Source organism: Streptomyces sp. Ru72 (assembly GCF_002920635.1).
Taxonomy (GTDB): Bacteria; Actinomycetota; Actinomycetes; order Streptomycetales; family Streptomycetaceae; genus Streptomyces.
Window position 1 is genome coordinate 121244 of the sequence record NZ_PQSR01000001.1, and the last position, 22538, is coordinate 143781.

Consider the following 22538-nt stretch of genomic DNA (forward strand, 5'->3'; position numbering starts at 1 on the left):
GGGACAACGAGGTGGGGTAACCATGAACGCGCCGTACGACGGTGACCGCGAGCAGGGCGCCGTGGGCAGCTCGGGCTACCCCGAGGGCCCGCCACCGCCCCAGCCCGGTCAGGTACCGCCGCAACCCCCAGCCGACATGTACCTGCAGGACGCCTACCACCAGGACCCGTACCAGGCGCACGACCTCTCCGCTCAGGACCCGGTGACCGAGGCGCTCTACGACCGGGCCGCGCACCCCCCGCCGCCGCCCGGCCCGTACCAGCCGCAGCGACCCTTGTACGGCCGGCCGCCGACGCCGCAGTACACCCCCGACCCTCACGTGTGGGCCCAGCCACCGGCGCCCGAGCCGGAGGGACCCTCGCAGTACCTGCCGCACGGCGACGACCCCCGCACCACCCAGTTCGTGGGTGTCGACGATCTCGTCACCGAAGCCGGCGATGGGCGCCACGAGCCGGACGCCTTCGCGCACCTGTTCAGGGACCAGCAGCAGGGCGGCGGACAGCCGTACGTGCGGCAGCCGTCCGTACCGGGCCCCGCACCGGCTCAGGGCCAGGGCCCGGCCGGGCCGTACCCGGCCGGGGCCTACCAGGCGTCCCCGCAGGAGCGGACGTACGCCGCCCCTGCGCCGGCCGCCGATGCGGCACCGGCGGCCGCGCCCGAGGCGACCGCCGAGCCCGCCGCGCCACCCGCGCCCGAAGGGAAGAAGGGCGGGCGGGCTTCTAACCTGCTGAAGTCCAGCGCCGTGATGGCGGCGGGCACGATGGTCTCCCGGCTCACCGGGTTCATCCGCTCGGCGCTGATCGTCTCGGCACTCGGCGTGCATGTCCTCGGCGACACCTTCCAGGTCGCCTACCAGCTGCCGACGATGATCTACATCCTCACCGTGGGCGGCGGCCTCAACTCCGTCTTCGTGCCGCAACTGGTACGCGCGATGAAGGAGGACGAGGACGGCGGCGAGGCGTACGCCAACCGACTGCTGACCCTGGTCATGGTGACGCTCGGCGGGCTCACCGTGGTCGCGATCCTGGGAGCGCCCTTCCTGATCCGCCTGCTGTCCGACTCGGTCGCCAGCGACCCGGCGGCCAACGAGGTCGGCGTCACCTTCGTCCGTTATTTCCTGCCCTCGATCTTCTTCATGGGCATCCACGTGGTCATGGGGCAGGTCCTCAACGCGCGGGGGAGGTTCGGCGCGATGATGTGGACCCCGGTCCTGAACAACATCGTCATCATCGTGACGCTCGGCGCGTTCATCTGGGTGTACGGCAGCGCGGCCAACTCCGGGATGGAGGTGACGAACATCCCGCCGGAGGGGCAGCGACTGCTCGGAATCGGTGTGCTGCTCGGCATGGTCGTACAGGCCCTGGCGATGATCCCGTACCTGCGTGAGACCGGTTTCCGGCTGCGGCCGCGCTTCGACTGGAAGGGCCATGGCCTCGGCAAGGCCGCGATGCTCGCCAAGTGGACCGTCCTGTTCGTCCTCGCCAACCAGGCGGGCGCGCTCGTCGTCTCCCAGCTGTCCACCTCGGCGGGCAAGCACTCCCCGGTCGTCGGCACCGGCTTCGCCGCCTACGCCAACGCACAGCTGATCTGGGGGCTCCCGCAGGCGATCATCACCGTCTCCCTGATGGCCGCCCTGCTGCCGCGCATCTCGCGCTCGGCCGCCGAGGGCGACGGCGGAGCCGTCCGCGACGACATCTCCCAGGGTCTGCGCACCACGGCCGTGGCCATCGTGCCGATCGCCTTCGGGTTCGTCTCGCTCGGCATCCCGATGTGCACCCTGATCTTCGGCTCCTCGGGCACCAGCGCGGCCACCAACATGGGCTACATGCTGATGGCCTTCGGACTCGGCCTCATCCCGTACTCCGTGCAGTACGTCGTGCTCCGCGCCTTCTACGCGTACGAGGACACCCGCACCCCCTTCTACAACACGGTCATCGTGGCCGCCGTGAACGCGGGGGCCTCCGCCGTCTGCTACTTCGTCCTCCCGGCCCGCTGGGCCGTGATCGGCATGGCGGGCTCCTACGGCCTCGCGTACGCGATCGGCGTCGGCGTCGCCTGGGCCCGGCTGCGCAAGCGGCTGGGCGGCGACCTGGACGGCGCCCGGGTGCTGCGGACGTACGCACGGCTCGGCATCGCCTCGGTGCCGGCCGCTCTGCTGAGCGGAGCGGCCTGCTACGAGATCGGCCACACGCTGGGGCAGGGGGTGGCCGGCTCGCTGGCCGCCCTTGTCGGCGGTGGCGCCCTGCTTCTCGGTGTCTTCTACGTCGCCGCACGCAAGATGCGCATCGAGGAACTCAACTCAATGGTCGGCATGGTCCGCGGGCGCCTGGGGCGCTGAGGCGGGGGTACGCGCACAACCATTGTCCGCCACCGCGTGTCGTGCATAGCGGCGGACTGTGGGCACAATTGGTTTCTGCGTCGGACAGCGCGCAACGGATGGGGAGGCAGGTACGACGGTGGCGGAACGGAGCACGGCTGCCGTCGACGTGGCAGACAACAGCGGTGACGAGCCGCTGACCGCCAAGGCGGACCAGTCCACGTCCGACGGGGTGGCCCAGGATCGGGAGCGGGACACGGACAGCGAAGAGCCGCAGGGGAGCGGCGGGACCGAGCGTCCCGGGAAGGCCTCACCACCCGAACTGCACAGCGGCCACAAGCTCGCCAGACGCTACCGTCTCGAGGAGTGCGTCACCCGTCTGGACGGATTCAGCAGCTGGCGTGCGGTGGACGAGAAACTCCGCCGCGCCGTCGGTATTCACGTCCTTCCCTCGGACCACACCAGGGCCCGTTCCGTGCTGGCCGCGGCCCGCTCGTCCGCGCTGCTGGGCGACCCGCGATTCGTGCAGGTCCTGGACGCGGTCGAGGAGAACGACCTCGTCTATGTCGTGCACGAATGGCTGCCCGACGCCGTCGAGCTGACCACGCTGCTCGCCGCCGGGCCGCTGGAAGCCCACGACGCCTACCAGATGGTCACCCAGGTGGCCCAAGCGATGGCCGCCGCTCACCGCGAGGGCCTCTCCCATCTCCGCCTGAACCCCAGCACGATCCTGCGCACCTCCTCAGGTCAGTGGCGCATCCGCGGCCTCGCGGTGAACGCCGCCCTGCGCGGCATCGGCTCCGACACCCCGCAGCGCACCGACACGGAGGCCATCGGCGCGCTCCTGTACGCCGCCCTCACCCAGCGCTGGCCCTACGAGGACGACGCCTACGGTCTGTCCGGGCTGCCCAAGGGCGTCGGTCTGATCGCCCCGGACCAGGTCCGCGCCGGCGTGCACCGCGGTCTGTCCGAACTCGCCATGCGGGCGCTGGCCAACGACGGTGCCACCGCCTCCCGCCACGAGGCTCCGTGCACCACTCCCGAGGAACTGGTCAAGGCGATCGGTGAGATGCCCCGCATCCGCCCGCCGGAGCCGTCGTTCACGGCACCGCCCGACTACCAGCGCACGACGTACCAGCAGGGCACGTACGGCCGTCCGCCGGCCCACCCGGGCATCGCGCAGCCCGTACCCGCGCCGCCGCCCCCGCTGCAGAGCCGCACCGGCAAGGCCCTCAAGTGGGCCGTCTCGGCGCTGCTGATCGCGGCACTGGGCCTGGGCAGCTGGCAACTCGCGGAAGTCCTGATGGACCAGGGCAAGAAGTCCGACAACACGAACCAGACGCATACGACGGACGGGAACGACAAGAACGGCGGCATCACGCCAAAGCGGCCCACGCAGATCAAGATCGAGGGCGCTCAGGAGTTCGTCGCCAAGGGGAGCGCCCAGCATCCCGAGGACGTCGGCAAGACGTACGACGGCAGGACCTCGACGTACTGGAAGACCAGCACCTTCATAGAAGGTCCGCCCATCGCGCCACTCAAGCCGGGCGTGGGCATCGTCTACGACCTCGGCTCGGCCCAGAAGGTGGCCGAAGCGTCCGTAGGACTGCGTTATTCCGGCGACCACACGACGGTCGAGCTCTACGCGGCCGACTCGCTGACACCGCCCTCGTTGGACTCGATGAAGAAGATCGGCTCCGTCACGACAAGCGGAACCACTGCCGCGGTGAAGATCGACAAGTCGGTGAAGACGCAGTATGTCCTCGTCTGGCTCACCGCTGTGCCGTACTCGGAGGCCGACCCGAGCTCGTACAGCGACGCCGGCTACAAACAGGCCATCACCGAGGTCAGGTTCACGAGCTGACGTCACGCCGAGAGGCCGGTTGGCCGGGGCTCTGCCGCGGATGCTTAAATGATCATGAATGCATCTGTGATGCGTTCGCGACCATACGCATATGCCCGACAAGGCACACAGGGGAGAGTTTCTTTGAAGCTCACTGCATTGCGCCATGCCGCCATGGCAACGATGGCCACCGGCTTCCTCATCGCAGGGGTGGCGGCCGCCGCTCCCGCTTCTGCCGCCGGCAACTACAGCTGCAGCAACTGGAAGCAGACCCCGCACTCCTGGAGCGCCACCTGCACCGTGAGGAGCGGACAAGCTCGATCCATCACGGAGTGCAGCAACGGCAAGACGCTCTACGGCACCTGGGTGGGGCGTGGGACCTGGCGATTCGGGGGCGAGTGCGGCGTGTACTGGGTGGTCTCCCAGGACACCCGGGGACGCGGCTAGCACCGTGCCACGGGGGCCTGCCGACCGAGTCGTCGGCAGGCCCCCTGTCGTATCCGGACCGTTGGAATGAGGTCCCTGAGCAACCGCGCACGGCGGCGCTCCCTCGCAGCGCGACCCGTCGCGTCGGGGGAGAGCAGTCCCGTAAGGTTGCCCCGAGGGGAGGGGCCGATGGCAGAGGGTGCCGGGTACGGGGAAGCGAGCGATGGGGACTTGCTCGCCCGTCATGTCGACGGCGACCCCGATGCCTTCGGTGAGATCGTGCGGCGGCACCGTGATCGGCTGTGGGCCGTGGCACTGCGGACCCTGGGGGACCGCGAAGAAGCCGCCGACGCCGTTCAGGACGCTCTCGTCTCCGCCTACCGGGCCGCCCACACGTTTCGAGGCCAGTCCGCCGTCACCACCTGGCTGCACCGGATCACGGTGAACGCGTGCCTGGACCGCGCCCGTAAGGCGGCCTCCAGGAAGACCTCGCCCGTGGACGACACCGAACGGCTGGAGCAGCTCCTGGAGCCGCATGAGTCGGCCTCGGCGCCGGCCGAACGGAACGATCTGCACCGCCAGCTGCTGGAGGCTCTGGGCACCCTGCCCCCGGACCAGCGTGCCGCGCTCGTCCTCGTGGACATGCAGGGCTACCCGGTCGCGGAGGCCGCCCGCATCCTCGATGTGCCGACCGGAACGGTGAAGAGTCGCTGTGCCCGCGGCAGAGCCAGACTGCTGCCGCTGCTCACTCATCTGCGTGCGGAGGGCGGCGGGGACGTAAAGAAGTCGGGCGGTGGACGGAACCGCGTTCAAGGGGCATCCGTCCCACCCGCAGCAGGACCACATGACGCAGGGCCAAGCGATTCAGCTGCTGTGAAGGGCGGAGGTGGGCGAGCGTGACATCCACGACCGATATGGCCGGGCACCCGGACGTCGAGGAGCTCTCCGACCTCGGCGAAGGTCTTCTGCCGCCCTCCCGTGTCGCAGATCTGCGGCGGCATCTGGACGAGTGCCCGTTGTGCGCGGACGTGTACGACTCCCTGGAGGAGATCCGCGGACTCCTCGGCACGCTTCCGGCCCCGCCGCGCATGCCGGATGATGTGGCCAGCCGTATCGATACCGCGCTCGCAGCGGAGGCGCTGCCGGAACTCGCGGCACCAGGGTCGGCACCCGACAGCACGGATGCCGATTCACCCCAACTCATCGCCGCGCATGTTTCACGTGAAACAGCGACCCCGGCCGCCGCTGACCGACCTTCGGGCCATGCCCACGCGGCCACCGGACCGGGCCGCGTCTCACGCACCCGTCGCGGCCGTCGCAGGACTATCGCCGTGGCCGCCGTCTGCACAGCTGCGGCCGTCGGTCTGGGCGTCCTGCTGGTGCAGACACTGGGCAGCGACACCGGAAAGAACACAGCGGCCACGCCCGAGCACACCGACTCCGCGCACACCTACTCCGAAGGCACGCTGCAGAGTCAGGTCACCAACCTGCTCGCCGGGAAGACGGACAAGGGTAGTTCCGCGAGTGAAAAGCCCTGGGGCGTCCAGTCCGACGCCGGCACGACCGGTTCCTCAGGCATGCGGCCGAACAAGACCCTGCAGGACACCACCGTCAACGTGCCGACCTGCGTACAGCAAGCCGTGACCACCAACCAGAGCGTCCTCGCCGCCGACAAGGGCGTGTACCAGGGGACCCTCGTCTATCTCCTCGTCACCCCCGACGCCTCCGACAGCACGAAGGTCACGGCCTACATCGTCGACGCGTCCTGCGTGAAGCGTGCCTCGGGGTCCCCAGGCAAGGTGCTGCTGACGCATTCATACGCCCGCTCCTGAGCTTTCGGGGCCCGGACCGGTTCCTATCCGGGTGTCATTGGGAACTGTGTGCGGTGCCGTGTGCCCGTGTGCCCGGGCACACCGGGAATGCGGGCCCCTTAGGATCCGTTGGGTGGGGTGAGAGCGCCGAGCGAGGCTCCCACCGGCAGTAGGCAGCAGCAGTCTCCAGAGACGAGGAAACAAGCCGTGAGCGACGTCCGTAACGTGATCATCATCGGCTCCGGGCCCGCCGGTTACACGGCGGCGCTCTACACCGCGCGCGCGTCGCTGAAGCCACTGGTGTTCGAGGGCGCCGTCACCGCGGGTGGTGCGCTCATGAACACGACCGAGGTCGAGAACTTCCCCGGTTTCCAGGACGGCATCATGGGCCCCGAGCTCATGGACAACATGCGCGCGCAGGCCGAGCGCTTCGGTGCCGAGCTGGTTCCGGACGACATTGTCTCCGTCGACCTCACCGGTGAGATCAAGACCGTCACGGACACCGCGGGCACGGTGCACAAGGCGAAGGCCGTCATCGTCGCCACCGGCTCCCAGCACCGCAAGCTGGGACTTCCGAACGAGGACGCCCTCTCCGGCCGCGGAGTCTCCTGGTGCGCCACCTGTGACGGCTTCTTCTTCAAGGACCAGGACATCGCCGTGATCGGCGGCGGCGACACCGCGATGGAGGAGGCCACCTTCCTTTCGCGCTTCGCCAAGTCCGTCACCATCGTGCACCGTCGTGACACCCTGCGGGCCTCGAAGGCGATGCAGGACCGCGCCTTCGCCGATCCGAAGATCAAGTTCGTGTGGGACAGCGAGGTCGCCGAGATCAAGGGCAACCCCAAGCTCGAGAGCCTGACCCTGCGCAACGTGAAGACCGGTGAACTCACCGAGCTGCCGGTGACCGGCCTGTTCATCGCGATCGGGCACGACCCGCGCACCGAGCTCTTCAAGGGCCAGCTCGACCTCGACGAGGAGGGCTACCTCAAGGTGGACGCCCCCTCGACCCGCACCAACCTGACTGGTGTCTTCGGCGCGGGCGACGTCGTCGATCACACCTACCGCCAGGCGATCACCGCCGCCGGCACGGGCTGCTCCGCCGCCCTGGACGCCGAGCGCTACCTCGCCGCCCTCGCGGACAGCGAGCAGCAGGCCGAGCCCGAGAAGACCACCGTCTGACCCCCCGTTTCGCCCATCGCATCACCGAGGTAAGGAGCCCGCCGTGGCAGGCACCCTGAAGAACGTGACCGACGCCTCCTTCGAGGAGGACGTCCTCAAGAGCGACAAGCCCGTCCTGGTGGACTTCTGGGCCGCCTGGTGCGGCCCCTGCCGCCAGATCGCCCCATCGCTCGAGGCGATCGCCGCCGAGTACGGCGAAAAGATCGAGGTCGTCAAGCTCAACATCGACGAGAACCCGGCGACGGCCGCGAAGTACGGCGTCATGTCGATCCCGACCCTGAACGTCTACCAGGGTGGCGAGGTCGCCAAGACCATCGTCGGTGCCAAGCCGAAGGCCGCGATCGTCCGCGACCTCGAGGACTTCATCGCCGAGTAGACGGCGGGCCACTGAGCCGGGCCGCCGAGCGCGGTCACCGAGCGCGGTCACCGAGCGAGGTGGCCATGTTTCACGTGAAACGGCTAGGGGCCGACCTTTCGGGGTCGGCCCCTAGGCATGAGCGCGACTAAAGAGGCCGCAGCGCCGGCTCCTTCTGTACGGCTCCCAGCAGACGATCCAACGCCAGCTCGACGTCTTCCTTCCAGGAGAGTGTCGAGCGCAGTTCCAGCCTGAGCCGGGGGTACGTCGGGTGCTGCCGTACTGTCTTGAATCCCACGGCCAGCAGGTGGTCGGCGGGCAGGAGACACGCCGGCTCCTTCCAGCGTGCGTCGCCGAAGGCCTCGATCGCCTTGAAACCCCGACGCAACAGATCTTTGGCGACTGTCTGGACCATCACCCGGCCAAGCCCCTGACCCTGGTAACCGGGCATGATGAAGGCGGTCATCAGCTGGACCGCATCCGGTGACACCGGGCTCGTGGGAAAGGCCGTGGACCGCGGGACATAGGCAGGCGGCGCGTACAGCACAAAGCCCACCGGTACGTCATCCACGTAGACCACCCGGCCGCAGGACCCCCAGTCCAGCAGGACAGCGGAGATCCAGGCCTCCTTCTCGAGCGCGGACGTGCCGGCCTTTACCGCCGCCTCTCCGCTGACGGGGTCCAGTTCCCAGAAGACACACGCGCGACAGCGCTTGGGAAGGTCCGGAAGGTTGTCCAGCGTGAGCGGTACGAGCCGACGCCCCATGAAGGCAGTTCCTCGCTTCCTTCGCCCGCAGCACTGCGGGCGGCTGTCAGAGCGCTCCGCTCCCTGAGCAGGCTGCCGACGAACCCGCCGACCGCTCCCACACTCAGGCCCGCGGTCACCAGTCCGGTACGGCTCATGGTTCGCATGGCCCCCGCCTCCCCGATCAAGGTGCCGTCAGGTGGATGCGCCATACCCGAACGCATCGTATCCACGTTGGTGATTCGATCGATACTGCCTGAAAGCAAAGAGCGGGCCGTGTTCCGGTACACACCGGACACGGCCCACCTGGAGGGTCGACGATCGCGACCGGCTTCACCCGGAAGGCTCAGTCCTCCGGCTCGTCGGCGTCGCCGTCCTGCACGCTCTTGTGCAGTACCGGCCCCTCGCCCGGGGCGAGCGTGCTGAGGATCCGCTCCAGATCCTCCATCGACGCGAACTCGACGGTGATCTTTCCCTTCTTCTGTCCGAGGTCGACCTTCACCCGAGTCTCGAAGCGATCCGAGAGCCGAGTCGCCAGGTCGCTGAGTGCCGGGGAAACCCGGGCACCGGCGCGTGGCCCCTTGGAACGCGGGGCGCTGCGCGGCCGGGACCCCATGAGCGTGACGATCTCCTCAACGGCGCGCACGGACAGCCCCTCGGCCACGATCCGGTGCGCCAGCCGGTCCTGCTCCTCCGAGTCCTCCACGGACAGCAGCGCCCGAGCGTGCCCCGCCGACAACACCCCGGCGGCCACCCGGCGCTGCACCGCCGGCGACAGCTTCAGCAGCCGCAGAGTGTTGGACACCTGAGGACGTGACCGGCCGATGCGGTCGGCCAGCTGGTCGTGGGTGCAGTTGAAGTCCTTGAGGAGCTGGTCGTAGGCGGCTGCCTCTTCCAGCGGGTTCAGCTGCGCTCGGTGCAGGTTCTCCAGGAGGGCGTCCAAGAGCAGCTTCTCGTCGTCCGTGGCTCGCACGATCGCCGGGATGGCCTCCAGGCCGGCCTCACGGCAGGCCCGCCAGCGCCGCTCGCCCATGATGAGCTCGTAGCGCGCCGAGCCCACCTGACGCACCACGATCGGCTGGAGAAGGCCGACCTCCTTGATAGAGGTGACGAGTTCGGCGAGCGCATCCTCGTCGAACACCTCCCGGGGCTGCCGTGGATTCGGGGTGATGGCGTCGAGGGGCAGTTCGGCGAAGTGGGCGCCGATCGGCGGCGCGGTCGTCTCCACCGCACTCTGGGCGGACGTGTCCTCGGTTTCACGTGAAACGCTCGACAGCGTGGCCACCTTCGCGGCCGCCACTCCACGGTCCGTAGTCAGAACGGGTACCACCGCCGGTGAGGCGGGTGCACCACCGCCCCCCGCCCCCTGAGCCGTCGCCTTGTCCCCTGTCGGAGCAGCAGGGATCAGTGCGCCGAGACCACGGCCCAACCCCCTCCGTCGCTCGCTCACTGAATCCCCTCCACCATGCTCTGTTCCGTCCTGGCGCCGACATGGGCGTGCGGTGCGTCGTAGTGGACGCCGACACCCTTCAGCGCGATTTCACGTGCCGCCTCAAGATACGAGAGTGCACCGCTCGATCCTGGATCGTAGGTCAGCACCGTCTGTCCATAGCTCGGCGCCTCCGAAATACGGACCGAGCGAGGAATGCTGGTCCTCAGCACCTCGTCGCCGAAGTGGTTGCGTACCTCTTCCGCGACCTGGGATGCCAGTCGCGTCCGCCCGTCGTACATGGTGAGCAGGATGGTCGACACATGCAGGGTCGGATTGAGGTGTCCCCGCACCAGGTCGACATTGCGAAGCAGCTGGCCCAGACCCTCCAATGCGTAGTACTCACACTGGATCGGAATGAGCACCTCTTGCCCGGCAACCAGGGCGTTGACTGTCAACAGGCCAAGAGAAGGCGGGCAGTCGATGAGGATGTAGTCCAACGGCTGCTCATAGGCTTGGATCGCCCGCTGCAGTCGGCTCTCCCGGGCCACCAGGGACACCAGCTCGATCTCCGCACCCGCGAGGTCGATCGTGGCGGGAGCGCAGAAGAGACCTTCCACATCGAGGACGGGCTGGACGACCTCCGCGAGCGGCTTGCTCTCGACCAACACGTCGTAGATGGACGGGACTTCGGCGTGGTGGTCGATACCCAGCGCGGTCGAAGCATTGCCCTGCGGGTCCAGGTCGATCACCAGGACGCGGGCTCCATGCAGGGCGAGGGAGGCGGCGAGATTGACGGTCGTCGTCGTCTTGCCCACGCCACCCTTCTGATTGGCGACCACAATGACCCGGGTCTGCTCGGGCCGCGGCAGTCCCTCACCGGCGCGACCCAGTGCCTCCACCGCAAGTTGGGCAGCACGACCGATGGGAGTGTCGTCCATCGGGGGCGGTGTTTCACGTGAAACATCCTCCCCCATCGACTCGGTACGGGGACCGGGGACCGGATCGGTCATCGGTCCCGCGATGTTGGCGTCGGACCGCAACGATTCACTCTCCTCGACATCAGGCTCGCAATGAACAGAGCCTCCCATGCCTTCGGGGTTGTGAACCAGTGAGGTCTGGTCTTCTGTGGAGAAATCCACCTCTGTGGACAACTCCGTACCCTCCACGGGGGATACCGCGCTATGAGTGGACGGTCTCCCGAGAGATCCGAGAGGCTTACGTTCGCGGGGTTCGGCCGCAGCCCGGCCGCGATTGATGATGCCGTGCAGCAGTGAGCGACGTTTCACGTGAAACACGATGCACAGCAGCTGCGGTCGGGCCTCCGCGACACTCCGAGATGCGTAGGTTTGGCAGTTTGTGTGGCGTACGGCCCACGCTCAGACCAGATCAGACAACCGCCGGATCAACGACGCCGGCGCGCCCGCCCCGTCCGGGCTGCCTTAGCCCGCTTGGCCGCGAACCGCACCCCACCGGGGCTCTCTCCGACCTCGACCCGTACCACGGTCGACAGCGGGTCCACGATGCCCTCCCCTACATGGAGGATGGACGTCTCGACCGCACCGAGCTTGGCCAGAGCCGTGGCCGCACTCTTCAGTTCCTCTTCCGCGGTGTCGCCCTTGAGGGCCAGCATCTCCCCGTAGGGGCGCAGCAGCGGAATGCCCCAGGTGGCCAGACGATCCAGCGGAGCCACCGCCCGCGCGGTCACGACATGGACCGGCGGAATCTTGCCCATGACCTCCTCGGCGCGACCGCGAACGACGGTCACATGATCAAGGCCGAGCAGCTCGACGACCTCGGTGAGGAAATTGGTGCGCCGCAGCAGCGGCTCGAGCAGCGTGATCTTCAGGTCGTCCCGGACGAGCGCCAGGGGAATACCGGGCAGCCCGGCACCCGAGCCGACGTCGCACACCGTCACCCCTTCGGGGACGACCTCCGAGAGCACCGCGCAGTTCAGCAGGTGCCTCTCCCACAGGCGGGGCACCTCGCGCGGGCCGATGAGCCCTCGTTGCACGCCCGCCTCTGCCAGCAGCTCGGCGTACCGGACCGCATCCGCGAAGCGATCACCGAATACGTCACGTGCCTTTTCGGGCGCAGGGGGGAGCTCCGCTGCCTCCGTCACGGGGACCGTCCTTCCGTACCGCATCAGCGCGACCAGCGCCGATCACCAGAACTACCAGGCTGACAAAGTTCGGCCCCGCCTGCGCTACAGACGGGGCCGGAGAGACGTACGGACCGATTCAGGCGGGCAGCACGACGACGAAGCGCTGCGGCTCCTCGCCCTCGGACTCGCTGCGCAGGCCCACGGACTTGACCGCGTCGTGCACCACCTTGCGCTCGAACGGCGTCATCGGCTTGAGCTTCACGGGCTCCCCGGTGCTCTTGACCTCGGCCGCCGCCTTGGCGCCGAGCTCCGAGAGCTCGGCGCGCTTCTTGGCACGGAAGCCCGCGATGTCGAGCATCAGGCGGCTGCGGTCGCCGGTCTCCCGGTGCACGGCCAGGCGCGTGAGCTCCTGGAGCGCCTCCAGCACCTCACCGTCACGGCCGACCAGCTTCTGCAGGTCACGGCTGCCCGTGTCGCTGATGATCGACACGGACGCGCGGTCGCCCTCGACGTCCATGTCGATGTCGCCGTCGAGATCGGCGATGTCCAGCAGACCCTCGAGGTAGTCCGCCGCGATCTCACCCTCCTGCTCCAGGCGGGTCAGGGTGTCTGCACCCTCGGCAGCGGCGGAGGTGGTGCCTTCCGTCACGGGATGGACTCCTTCTTACTTCTTGGACGGGGACTTGGGCCGCTGCGGACCCTTGCGCTGGCCGGACTGGGCCCGGCTACGGGTGCCACTACCGGGCTGCTGCGTCGCCTTCTTGGCGGCACCGGCCGGCTTGGCGTCCTGCGGCTCATCGGCCTTCTCCAGCGACGGCGAGGAGGTCGTCGGCTCGGAGCCCCCGGCCGGCCTGGTACCACCGGACTGGCGCTGCGCCTTGCTCTGCCGCTTGGGCTGCTGACGCTTCGGGACGGAAGCACCGGTGACCGTCGTACCGTCCTCAGCGGCGGCGACGGCCGTGACCTCGCTCTTCACCACGGTGCCGTCGGGCTGGGCAGCGAGGCCCGCCTTGGTCAGACCGTTGATGAACTTGCGCTCGAACTCGTTGCGGTCGCGCCCCTTGGCGACGATCGCCTTGACGATGGCCTTCTCGCTCCGCCGGCGGATCTTGCCGTGGTGCGTGACGTGCTTGTGCAGACGCTCCAGGTACGCGGCCTGGGCCTTGGAACCCGGGGTCGGGTTGTTGTGGATGACGTACATCTGCTGGCCCATGGTCCACACGTTGGTGGTCAGCCAGTAGACGAGGACACCGACCGGGAAGTTGATGCCGAAGACGGCGAACATGACCGGGAAGACGTACATCAGCATCTTCTGCTGCTGCATGAACGGCGTCTTCACCGTCGTGTCGACGTTCTTCGTCATCAGCTGGCGCTGCGTGTAGAACTGCGACGCGGACATCAGGACGATCATGACCGCGGTGACCACCCGGACGTCGGTCAGCGAGGCGCCGAGCTGGGCGACCTTGCCCGAGCCGTCCGTGAACTTCGCGGCCAGCGGGGCGCCGACGATGTGCGCCTTACGGGCGCTGGCAAGCAGCGTGTCGTTGATGACACCGATCGTCTTGCCCGTCGCGATGCCGTTGAGGACGTGGTAGAGGGCGAAGAAGAACGGAGACTGCGCCAGGATGGGAAGGCACGAGGAGAGCGGGTTGGTGCCCGACTCCTTGTACAGCTTCATCATCTCTTCGGACTGACGCTGCTTGTCGTTCTTGTAGCGCTCCTGGATCTTCTTCATCTCGGGCTGGAGCGTCTGCATGGCCCGGGTCGCCTTGATCTGCTTCACGAAGAGCGGGATCAGGCAGATACGGATCAGGATCACCAGGGACACGATGGACAGGCCCCACGCCCAGCCGGTGTCGGCGCCGAAGATCGCGCCGTACACCTTGTGGAACTGGACGATGACCCAGGAAACGGGTGTGGTGATGAAGCTGAAGAGGCTGGCAATCGTGTCCACTAATCATGCTCCTTGGGCATGGGACGAGGTCTCTGCGGCCGGGCTCGAAGGGAGGTCCCCTTCGGTGGCCGGTTCGGCGGCGGAGGGCCCGCCCTTGCGTGCACGCCAGGCGTCACGCAGCATTTCGTGCCACCGCGGACGCTTGCGCGGCGGGACATGGTCCACACCGCCGAGCGACCACGGATTGCACCGCAGGATGCGCCAGGCGGTCAGTGCCGTCCCCTTGATCGCACCGTGCCGGTCGATGGCCGTGTAGCCGTAGTGGGAACACGACGGGTAGTACTTGCACACGGGCCCGAGCAGCGGACTGATCGTCCACTGGTACAGCTTGATCAGAGCCAGCAGCGGGTACTTCATCGCGCGCCCCCTCCTCCCAGCAGCCGCTGGAGAGCGGCATCCAGGTCTCGGGCCAGCTGTGCATGGTCGGCGTCACCCGCACCGGGCAGCGCTCGTACGACTACCAGGCTACCGGGGGGCAACAGGGCCACTCGGTCACGTATCAGATGGCGAAGCCTGCGCTTCACCTTGTTGCGGACGACCGCTCCGCCCACGGCCTTGCTCACGACGAAACCCGCACGCGTCGGGGGAGCGCTCTCCCCAGGCGCGTGCGGGTCCGTGGCACCGCTACGAAGGTGGACGACGAGAAGCGGGCGTCCGGCCCGGCGTCCTCGGCGTACCGCGGTCGCGAAGTCCTCGCGCCGCCTCAGCCGATGCTCGGTAGGCAGCACGTCATGACCTGTACGCGGTCAGGCGGACAGGCGGGCGCGACCCTTGCTGCGGCGGGACGCCAGGATGGCGCGGCCGGCACGGGTGCGCATACGCAGCCGGAAGCCGTGGGTCTTCGCGCGACGACGGTTGTTCGGCTGGAAGGTGCGCTTGCTCACTCGGGGGCTCCAGTAATGATTCGGTGGGTGGCGGGGTGTCGCCTGGCTGTCACCGTGCGCCCACGAGTAGCTCGCATTACGCCCGAGTGCACCGCTTCCCGATCACCGACATGTGCCCTGGTCGGCACACTGGTACGTGATCTGTGCCCATCGGAGGCAGGCGGCAGCAGCCATCGACAACTCGACCTGGTTACGGTACGCGGGGCCGCGCCGTCCGGTCAAACCGGTGGCCGGTCGGGGACACTTGTCCACAGGCTGGGGACAACAACTTGAACCGTACGGGCCGCCCTGACTACCGTGACTGGACTCCGATTCGTTCCCTTGTCCCTGCCCGAGCAGTTTTGCTCCTGACCTGACCGAACCGATTCACATCCCGACCCGTCCCGCAACCACACGTTCGTGGGACCTGTGAGAGAGCGTGCCCTGTGGCTGACGTACCCGCCGATCTTGCCGCAGTGTGGCCGCGAGTACTCGAGCAGCTCCTCGGTGAGGGCCACGGGCCGGGCGTCGAGGCGAAGGACGAGCACTGGATCAGGCGCTGCCAGCCGCTGGCTCTGGTGGCCGACACCGCCCTGCTCGCCGTTCCGAACGAGTTCGCGAAGGGTGTGCTGGAGGGACGCCTGGCGCCGGTCGTCAGCGAGACGCTGAGCCGTGAGTGCGGCCGCCCGATCCGTATCGCGATCACCGTCGACGACTCCGCGGGTGAGCCGCCGGCCCCGCCCGCCCAGTCGCGCTACGAGGAGCCCGAGCCGCCCTCTCAGCAGGGCCGCGACGCATATGACGGTGGCGGCTACGAGGGGTACGGGCGCCACCGCGCCGACGACCACCGCGACCACCGCGACCACCGCGCCGGTCGCCCCGACCAGCGTCCCGGCGACCAGCTCCCGCCCACCCGCGCCGACCAGCTCCCGGCCGCCCGGCCCGCGTACCCGGGCGAGTACCAGCGCCCCGAACCCGGCGCCTGGCCGCGCCCCACCCAGGACGACTACGGCTGGCAGCAGCAGCGGCTCGGCTTCCCCGAGCGTGACCCGTACGCGACACCGGACTACCGCACGCAATCGCTGGACCGCTCGCCCTACGAGCAGCAGCGCTCGGATTACGACGGCGGACGCACGGACTACGACGCCGGGCGCCCCGACTACGAAGGTGGGCGCCCGGATTACGACAGCGGTCGCCCCGACTACGACCAGCAGCGGCCCGATCGCCGGGAGCTCCCGGAGCCACCCCCCGGCAACGGCCACGTGCACAGAGGCGGCCCGGTCGGCCCGAACCTGCCCACGACCGGCGCCCCCGGCCCGCTGGCCGCGCAGCCCGCGCCGGCGACCGGACCGGGCGAGCCCACCGCGCGCCTGAACCCCAAGTACCTCTTCGACACGTTCGTGATCGGTGCCTCGAACCGCTTCGCGCACGCCGCAGCCGTCGCCGTCGCCGAGGCCCCTGCCAAGGCCTACAACCCCCTGTTCATCTATGGGGAGTCGGGGCTCGGCAAGACCCACCTGCTGCACGCGATCGGGCACTACGCGCGCAGCCTGTACCCCGGCACGCGTGTGCGGTACGTGAGCTCCGAGGAGTTCACCAACGAGTTCATCAACTCCATCCGCGACGGCAAGGCGGATGCCTTCCGCAAGCGCTACCGCGACATGGACATCCTGCTCGTCGACGACATCCAGTTCCTGGCGCAGAAGGAGTCGACGCAGGAGGAGTTCTTCCACACCTTCAACACGCTCCACAACGCCAACAAGCAGATCGTGCTGTCCTCGGACCGGCCGCCCAAGCAGCTGGTCACCCTGGAGGACCGGCTGCGCAACCGCTTCGAGTGGGGGCTGATCACCGACGTCCAGCCGCCGGAGCTGGAGACGCGCATCGCGATCCTGCGGAAGAAGGCGGTACAGGAGCAGCTGAACGCGCCGCCGGAGGTGCTGGAGTTCATCGCCTCCCGGATCTCGCGCAACATCCGCGAGCTGGAGGGCGCGCTGATCCGGGTGACGGCGTTCGCGTCGCTCAACCGGCAGCCCGTGGACCTGGGGCTGACGGAGATCGTGCTCAAGGACCTGATCCCGGGCGGCGAGGACACGGCCCCCGAGATCACCGCGACGGCCATCATGGCGGCCACCGCCGACTACTTCGGGCTGACGGTGGAGGACCTGTGCGGCACCTCGCGCGGCCGCGCCCTGGTGACCGCGCGGCAGATCGCGATGTACCTGTGCCGTGAGCTGACCGATCTGTCGCTGCCGAAGATCGGCGCGCAGTTCGGGGGCCGCGACCACACGACGGTGATGCACGCCGACCGCAAGATCCGCGCGCTGATGGCCGAGCGGCGCTCCATCTACAACCAGGTGACGGAACTGACGAACCGCATCAAGAACGGCTGACGCGGCCGTCACGGCCGGCGCGGACGGTCCTACGCCTCCGCAGGCGCCCCGGGGCAAGGCCCCGGGGCGCCTTCTGCGTTCCGGGTCTGCTCCTGCCCTCGTCCCCGGCCCACCGGACGCCTCGCGACACCCGCTGTTCGATTACCTGCCGCGTTACGGCCACTCTCCACAGATCCGGTGACTTTCTTCCGTCCACATCCTGGGGACCGCGGAGTTGTCCAGATCGCGTCCACAGGGAGTGCTGGGGAAGAACCATCAGGCCAGCTCACCGGCTTGTGGATTCGTGGACGAAGAATCTCCACAGTCTGTGGACGAGGAGAAGATCCACAGGCTGTGCACGGAGTTGTCCACTGGCAACCCACAGGCCGAGGCGAGTTGTCCCCAGTGATCCCCAGCTTCTCCACAGTCCTGTCCACTGTTCGGCAACGCGGCGCGCCTCCTCACCGACGGGAGTGAAAGGCGTCACACCATGGTGCTGGGTTGCCCTGTGGGAAAGCCGGGTAAAACTGGGGACGGCACTGGGGAGAAGTGCCCCGAGGCTGTGCACGGGGTGTGCAGAACTTTCCGTTCTCCACAAAGACCCCTGGTTGTCCACGGGCTGCGCCCACAGGCCCCGTGGACAAAATTCCGCCTCCGACCTGGGACAACGCGGTTATCCACGGTTTCCACAGGCCCTACTACTACTCCCGACTAGAGAGACCGGGGAATTCGCTTGGAAGCGGGGTCTGTGCACAACTCGCCCTCCGGCTCCCGACTGCCCCTCGTCACGACTTGACCCCGAGAGGCACCTACTGTCAGTCGGGTGCGTCAGACTGGTCCCCGGTGTCCTTCCCCTCGCCGGGACCCACGACACCGAGTCAGACGACGAAGGCCAAGCAGGGCGAGAGCGCCGGCAACAGCAGGAGGCGGCTTACGGTGAAGATCCGGGTGGAACGCGACGTACTCGCGGAGGCAGTGGCCTGGGCGGCGCGCAGCCTCCCGGCCCGTCCGCCGGCGCCTGTCCTCGCCGGCCTGCTGCTGAGGGCCGAGGACGGTCAGCTGAGCCTGTCCAGCTTCGACTACGAGGTCTCCGCGCGTGTGTCCGTGGAGGCCGAGGTCGAGGAGGAGGGCACGGTCCTCGTCTCCGGCCGCCTCCTCGCCGACATCTCCCGCGCCCTCCCCAACCGTCCGGTGGAGATTTCCACAGACGGTGTACGGGCGACGGTGGTCTGCGGCTCCTCCCGGTTCACCCTGCACACACTGCCTGTGGAGGAGTACCCGGCGCTGCCGCAGATGCCGAACGCGACGGGCACGGTCCCCGGCGAGGTCTTCGCCTCCGCCGTGCAGCAGGTGGCGATCGCCGCCGGCCGTGACGACACGCTGCCCGTGCTGACCGGTGTGCGCATCGAGATCGAGGGCGACACGGTCACGCTGGCCTCCACCGACCGCTACCGCTTCGCGGTCCGCGAGTTCCTGTGGAAGCCGGAAAACCCGGAGGCGTCCGCGGTCGCCCTGGTGCCCGCCAAGACGCTCCTGGATACCGCCAAGGCGCTGACCAGCGGCGACAGCGTGATCCTGGCCCTGTCCGGCTCGGGCGCGGGCGAGGGTCTGATCGGTTTCGAGGGGGCCGGGCGGCGGACGACGACCCGCCTCCTGGAGGGCGACCTGCCGAAGTACCGCACTCTGTTCCCGACGGAGTTCAACTCGATCGCCACCCTGGAGACCGCACCCTTCGTGGAGGCCGTCAAGCGTGTGGCGCTGGTCGCCGAGCGCAACACCCCGGTGCGGCTGAGCTTCGAGCAGGGCGTGCTGATCCTGGAGGCCGGTTCCAGCGACGACGCACAGGCTGTGGAAAGGGTCGACGCCCAGCTGGAGGGCGACGACATCTCGATCGCCTTCAACCCGACCTTCCTGCTGGACGGCCTGAGCGCGATCGACTCCCCGGTGGCCCAGCTGTCCTTCACGACGTCCACGAAGCCCGCCCTGCTGGGCGGCAAGCCGGCCATGGACGCCGAGGCGGACGAGGCGTACAAGTACCTGATCATGCCGGTGCGCCTCAGCGGCTGACGCTCGTCCACAGTCCCCTGGGGTCCGGTGGATGACGGGGCCCAGGGGGAAGCCGCAGGTGGGACCACGTATGAGCGCGTATGCCCACAGCTGTGCGTGACCGCCCGGGTTTAGGCTCGGACACGGGTACGAACGTGCCTCACACGCCACACAGCGACCTAAGGAACAACTGATGGAGCTCGGTCTCGTCGGCCTCGGCAAGATGGGCGGCAACATGCGCGAGCGGATACGCCGCGCGGGTCACACCGTCATCGGATACGACCGCAACCCGGACCTCGCCGATGTCCACAGCCTGGAAGAGCTTGTGGGCAAGCTGAAGGGTCCGCGCGTGGTCTGGGTGATGGTCCCGGCCGGTGCCCCGACCCAGTCGACGATCGACGAACTGGCCGAGCTGCTGGAGCCTGGTGACGTCGTGGTGGACGGCGGCAACTCCCGCTGGACGGACGACGAGAGGCACGCCGCCGAACTCGGCGTCAAGGGCATCGGCTTCGTCGACTGCGGAGTCTCCGGCGGTGTGTGGGGCCTGCAGAACGGCTATGCGCTGATGTACGGCGGCGACCCCGAGAACATCGCCAAGGTGCAGCCGATCTTCGACGCGCTCAAGCCGGAGGGGCCGTACGGCTCGGTCCACGCGGGCAGGGTCGGTGCGGGCCACTTCTCGAAGATGGTCCACAACGGCATCGAGTACGCCATGATGCAGGCCTACGCCGAGGGCTGGGAACTGCTGGAGAAGGTCGAGTCCGTGGAGAACGTCCGCGAGGTCTTCCGCTCCTGGCAGGAGGGCACCGTCATCCGCTCCTGGCTGCTCGACCTCGCGGTCAACGCCCTGGACGACGACGAGCACCTGGACAAGCTGCGCGGCTACGCCGAGGACTCCGGCGAGGGCCGCTGGACCGTCGAGGCGGCCATCGACAACGCCGTCCCGCTCCCGGCGATCACGGCGTCCCTGTTCGCCCGGTTCGCCTCGCGGCAGGACGACTCCCCGCAGATGAAGATGATCGCCGCGCTGCGCAACCAGTTCGGCGGCCACGCCGTAGAGAAGAAGTAATCCTTAAGGGCCGCCTGGCGGTCCACAACCCTGGGGGAGGTCGGCGAACGACCATGCACGTCACGCATCTGTCGCTGGCCGACTTCCGCTCGTACGCCCGGGTCGAAGTCCCGCTCGACCCGGGCGTCACCGCCTTCGTCGGCCCCAACGGCCAGGGCAAGACGAACCTCGTGGAGGCCGTCGGCTATCTCGCCACCCTCGGCAGCCACCGTGTCTCCTCCGACGCCCCCCTCGTCCGCGTGGGCGCCGAGCGCGCGATCATCCGGGCCGCGGTGCGTCAGGGCGAGAGACAGCAGCTGATCGAGCTGGAACTGAACCCGGGCAAGGCCAACCGCGCCCGCATCAACCGGTCCTCGCAGGTCAGGCCCCGGGACGTGCTCGGCATCGTACGGACGGTGCTGTTCGCGCCCGAGGACCTCGCGCTGGTCAAGGGCGACCCGGGCGAGCGCCGCCGCTTCCTGGACGAGTTGATCACCGCGCGCTCCCCGCGGATGGCCGGCGTCCGCTCCGACTACGAGCGGGTTCTCAAGCAGCGCAACACGCTGCTGAAGTCGGCCGCGCTGGCCCGCCGTCACGGCGGCCGCTCCATGGACCTGTCCACCCTCGACGTCTGGGACCAGCACCTCGCGCGCGCGGGCGCCGAGCTGCTCGCCCAGCGCCTCGACCTGATCGCGGCGATCCAGCCGCTCGCGGACAAGGCGTACGAGCAGCTGGCGCCCGGTGGCGGTCCGGTCGCCCTGGAGTACAAGCCGTCCGCGCCCGGCGAGGCGCACACGCGTGAGGCCCTGTACGAGCAGCTGACGGCGGCGCTCGCCGACGCCCGCAGACAGGAGATCGAACGCGGCGTCACCCTGGTCGGACCGCACCGGGACGACCTGCTGCTCAAGCTCGGTCAGTTGCCCGCGAAGGGGTACGCCTCCCACGGCGAGTCCTGGTCGTACGCGCTGGCGCTGCGCCTGGCGTCGTACGACCTGCTGCGCGCGGAGGGCAACGAGCCGGTGCTCGTCCTCGACGACGTCTTCGCCGAGCTGGACAGCCGCCGGCGCGAGCGGCTGGCGGAGCTGGTGGCGCCCGGGGAGCAGGTCCTGGTGACGGCCGCGGTCGACGACGACGTACCGGACGTACTGACGGGGACGCGGTACTCCGTGTCCGACGGCACCGTGGAGCGCGCATGAGCACCGACGAGCCCACCCCGAAGAAGACGCCGGAGCCGTCCGGCGTGGACCTCGCGCGCGTGGCGCTGCGGGCCGCGAAGGAACAGGCACGCGCGCGGGGGGAGGCGGCACAGCAGAAGAGGCAGGCGCGGAGCGGCGGTCTGCGCTCCGGCGCGCGCGGCGACCGGCGCGACCCCATGCCGCTCGGTGCGGCGATCAACCGGCTGATCACGGAGCGCGGCTGGGAGACCCCGGCCGCGGTGGGCGGTGTGATGGGCCGCTGGCCGCAGATCGTCGGAGAGGACCTCGCCCGGCACTGCGTTCCGCAGACGTACGACGAGGACGAGCGGGTGCTGGTCGTACGGTGCGACTCCACGGCGTGGGCGACGCAGCTGAGGCTGCTGGCGCCGCAGCTGGTGGCGCGGCTCAACGAGGACCTGGGGCACGGCACGGTCCGGCTGATCAAGGTCCAGGGCCCTGGCGGCCCCGCCCGCCGCTTCGGCCCGTTGCGCGCTCCGGGGAGCTCGGGACCCGGGGACACCTACGGGTGACAGACATCACACAAATCCGTCGACGGCAGGGGGCGACGGCTCTTCCGGCGTGCCCGCGCACGGTCGCGGACACCGGTCTTACTCCCACGTAGCCAAGGGTTGACAGCCGGAAGCGCTGAGTGCCGCTCAGAGCCTCTTGGAGCCCCGCTCCGCATATGGGGAGTCGGGCGAGACCGGTTGAGGGCGCCACATGCGGACTCAGGTACCGGCAAACCCCCATCACTGTCGGCGCTACCGGTAGACTGGAGGACAATCCCGCCCCGAACGTGGGGACCGTCCGGGAAAAGCTGAGCAACGCTGATCAAGGCTTACCAACGCAA

At 68.8% G+C, this 22538-nt stretch carries 21 protein-coding genes; 12 read left to right on the top strand and 9 right to left on the bottom strand.

Translation table 11 applies throughout. The features are described from left to right. Positions 1-22 precede the first annotated feature (22 nt). The 7 genes from murJ to trxA all read left to right on the top strand — a co-directional run bounded on the left by murJ (position 23) and on the right by trxA (position 7952). Entirely contained in the window at positions 23-2338 is a 2316-nt protein-coding gene (gene murJ / locus C3488_RS00575; RefSeq protein ID WP_103837282.1) for a murein biosynthesis integral membrane protein MurJ, read from the top strand. A 118-nt stretch (positions 2339-2456) separates the two neighbouring features. Continuing rightward, the gene (locus tag C3488_RS00580) at positions 2457-4181 is read left to right on the top strand and encodes a protein kinase family protein (protein ID WP_103837283.1); all 1725 of its coding nucleotides are present in this window, start codon (positions 2457-2459) and stop codon (positions 4179-4181) included. A 153-nt stretch (positions 4182-4334) separates the two neighbouring features. Further along, complete coding sequence (locus tag C3488_RS00585; protein WP_258053224.1) at positions 4335-4607, top strand: hypothetical protein; 273 nt, start codon at positions 4335-4337, stop codon at positions 4605-4607. Between the two features lie 168 nt (positions 4608-4775). Continuing rightward, the gene (gene sigM / locus C3488_RS00590; protein ID WP_103837285.1) at positions 4776-5486 is read left to right on the top strand and encodes an RNA polymerase sigma factor SigM; all 711 of its coding nucleotides are present in this window, start codon (positions 4776-4778) and stop codon (positions 5484-5486) included. After that, positions 5483-6418, top strand: a complete 936-nt coding sequence (locus C3488_RS00595) for an anti-sigma factor (RefSeq protein ID WP_103837286.1) — start codon at positions 5483-5485, stop codon at positions 6416-6418. Before sigM ends, C3488_RS00595 begins: the two co-directional genes overlap by 4 nt. A 186-nt stretch (positions 6419-6604) precedes the next feature. Then, the gene (gene trxB / locus C3488_RS00600; protein ID WP_103837287.1) at positions 6605-7576 is read left to right on the top strand and encodes a thioredoxin-disulfide reductase; all 972 of its coding nucleotides are present in this window, start codon (positions 6605-6607) and stop codon (positions 7574-7576) included. Between the two features lie 43 nt (positions 7577-7619). Next, complete coding sequence (gene trxA, locus C3488_RS00605; protein ID WP_103837288.1) at positions 7620-7952, top strand: thioredoxin; 333 nt, start codon at positions 7620-7622, stop codon at positions 7950-7952. A 127-nt stretch (positions 7953-8079) separates the two neighbouring features. Here trxA and C3488_RS00610 read toward each other — a convergent pair whose 3' ends face one another. From C3488_RS00610 to rpmH, 9 genes are all read right to left on the bottom strand, one after another. Then, positions 8080-8697 (bottom strand): GNAT family N-acetyltransferase, encoded by a 618-nt coding sequence (locus tag C3488_RS00610; RefSeq protein ID WP_103837289.1) that lies wholly within the window; start codon positions 8695-8697, stop codon positions 8080-8082. Between the two features lie 325 nt (positions 8698-9022). Then, positions 9023-10126: a ParB/RepB/Spo0J family partition protein gene (locus C3488_RS00615; RefSeq protein ID WP_103837290.1), complete on the bottom strand. Its 1104-nt coding sequence runs from the start codon at positions 10124-10126 to the stop codon at positions 9023-9025. Beyond that, positions 10123-11196, bottom strand: coding sequence for a ParA family protein (locus C3488_RS00620; RefSeq protein ID WP_103837375.1), 1074 nt, complete (start codon positions 11194-11196; stop codon positions 10123-10125). Before C3488_RS00620 ends, C3488_RS00615 begins: the two co-directional genes overlap by 4 nt. Positions 11197-11510: 314 nt before the next feature. Then, positions 11511-12227 carry a 16S rRNA (guanine(527)-N(7))-methyltransferase RsmG gene (gene rsmG, locus C3488_RS00625; RefSeq protein ID WP_103837291.1) on the bottom strand — a complete coding sequence of 239 codons (717 nt, stop codon included), beginning with the start codon at positions 12225-12227 and terminating at the stop codon, positions 11511-11513. 118 nt (positions 12228-12345) lie between these two features. Further along, positions 12346-12858 (bottom strand): R3H domain-containing nucleic acid-binding protein, encoded by a 513-nt coding sequence (locus tag C3488_RS00630; RefSeq protein ID WP_103837292.1) that lies wholly within the window; start codon positions 12856-12858, stop codon positions 12346-12348. Positions 12859-12873: 15 nt separating this feature from the next. Continuing rightward, on the bottom strand, positions 12874-14163 hold the full coding sequence (gene yidC, locus C3488_RS00635) for a membrane protein insertase YidC (protein WP_103837293.1): 1290 nt from the start codon (positions 14161-14163) through the stop codon (positions 12874-12876). Positions 14164-14166: 3 nt separating this feature from the next. Then, complete coding sequence (yidD, locus tag C3488_RS00640; RefSeq protein ID WP_103837294.1) at positions 14167-14520, bottom strand: membrane protein insertion efficiency factor YidD; 354 nt, start codon at positions 14518-14520, stop codon at positions 14167-14169. Beyond that, positions 14517-14891, bottom strand: coding sequence for a ribonuclease P protein component (rnpA, locus tag C3488_RS00645; protein WP_103837295.1), 375 nt, complete (start codon positions 14889-14891; stop codon positions 14517-14519). The genes yidD and rnpA overlap by 4 nt, the downstream gene beginning before the upstream one ends. Before the next feature lie 18 nt (positions 14892-14909). Continuing rightward, a complete protein-coding gene (gene rpmH, locus C3488_RS00650; protein ID WP_003956500.1) occupies positions 14910-15047 on the bottom strand; it encodes a 50S ribosomal protein L34 in 138 nt (45 codons plus the stop codon). Positions 15048-15472: 425 nt separating this feature from the next. Between rpmH and dnaA the strand changes: the two genes are divergently transcribed. From dnaA to C3488_RS00680, 5 genes are all read left to right on the top strand, one after another. Continuing rightward, the gene (gene dnaA, locus C3488_RS00655; protein ID WP_103837296.1) at positions 15473-17419 is read left to right on the top strand and encodes a chromosomal replication initiator protein DnaA; all 1947 of its coding nucleotides are present in this window, start codon (positions 15473-15475) and stop codon (positions 17417-17419) included. Between the two features lie 915 nt (positions 17420-18334). Further along, positions 18335-19465 carry a DNA polymerase III subunit beta gene (gene dnaN / locus C3488_RS00665; protein ID WP_103837297.1) on the top strand — a complete coding sequence of 377 codons (1131 nt, stop codon included), beginning with the start codon at positions 18335-18337 and terminating at the stop codon, positions 19463-19465. A 172-nt stretch (positions 19466-19637) separates the two neighbouring features. Then, the gene (gene gnd / locus C3488_RS00670) at positions 19638-20513 is read left to right on the top strand and encodes a phosphogluconate dehydrogenase (NAD(+)-dependent, decarboxylating) (RefSeq protein ID WP_103837298.1); all 876 of its coding nucleotides are present in this window, start codon (positions 19638-19640) and stop codon (positions 20511-20513) included. A gap of 53 nt (positions 20514-20566) precedes the next feature. Beyond that, entirely contained in the window at positions 20567-21688 is a 1122-nt protein-coding gene (recF, locus tag C3488_RS00675; protein ID WP_103837299.1) for a DNA replication/repair protein RecF, read from the top strand. After that, a complete protein-coding gene (locus tag C3488_RS00680; protein ID WP_103837300.1) occupies positions 21685-22218 on the top strand; it encodes a DUF721 domain-containing protein in 534 nt (177 codons plus the stop codon). The genes recF and C3488_RS00680 overlap by 4 nt, the downstream gene beginning before the upstream one ends. The last annotated feature ends 320 nt before the right edge of the window (positions 22219-22538 follow it).

What these genes read in the sequence shown, in the direction of transcription:
- murJ (WP_103837282.1), top strand. Translation starts at nt 23, where the DNA reads ATGAACGCGCCGTACGACGGTGACCGCGAGCAGGGCGCCGTGGGCAGC.
- C3488_RS00585 (WP_258053224.1), top strand. Translation starts at nt 4,335, where the DNA reads ATGGCAACGATGGCCACCGGCTTCCTCATCGCAGGGGTGGCGGCCGCC.
- sigM (WP_103837285.1), top strand. Translation starts at nt 4,776, where the DNA reads ATGGCAGAGGGTGCCGGGTACGGGGAAGCGAGCGATGGGGACTTGCTC.
- C3488_RS00610 (WP_103837289.1), bottom strand. Translation starts at nt 8,697, where the DNA reads ATGGGGCGTCGGCTCGTACCGCTCACGCTGGACAACCTTCCGGACCTT.
- C3488_RS00620 (WP_103837375.1), bottom strand. Translation starts at nt 11,196, where the DNA reads ATGGGAGGCTCTGTTCATTGCGAGCCTGATGTCGAGGAGAGTGAATCG.
- yidD (WP_103837294.1), bottom strand. Translation starts at nt 14,520, where the DNA reads ATGAAGTACCCGCTGCTGGCTCTGATCAAGCTGTACCAGTGGACGATC.
- gnd (WP_103837298.1), top strand. Translation starts at nt 19,638, where the DNA reads ATGGAGCTCGGTCTCGTCGGCCTCGGCAAGATGGGCGGCAACATGCGC.
- recF (WP_103837299.1), top strand. Translation starts at nt 20,567, where the DNA reads ATGCACGTCACGCATCTGTCGCTGGCCGACTTCCGCTCGTACGCCCGG.
- C3488_RS00680 (WP_103837300.1), top strand. Translation starts at nt 21,685, where the DNA reads ATGAGCACCGACGAGCCCACCCCGAAGAAGACGCCGGAGCCGTCCGGC.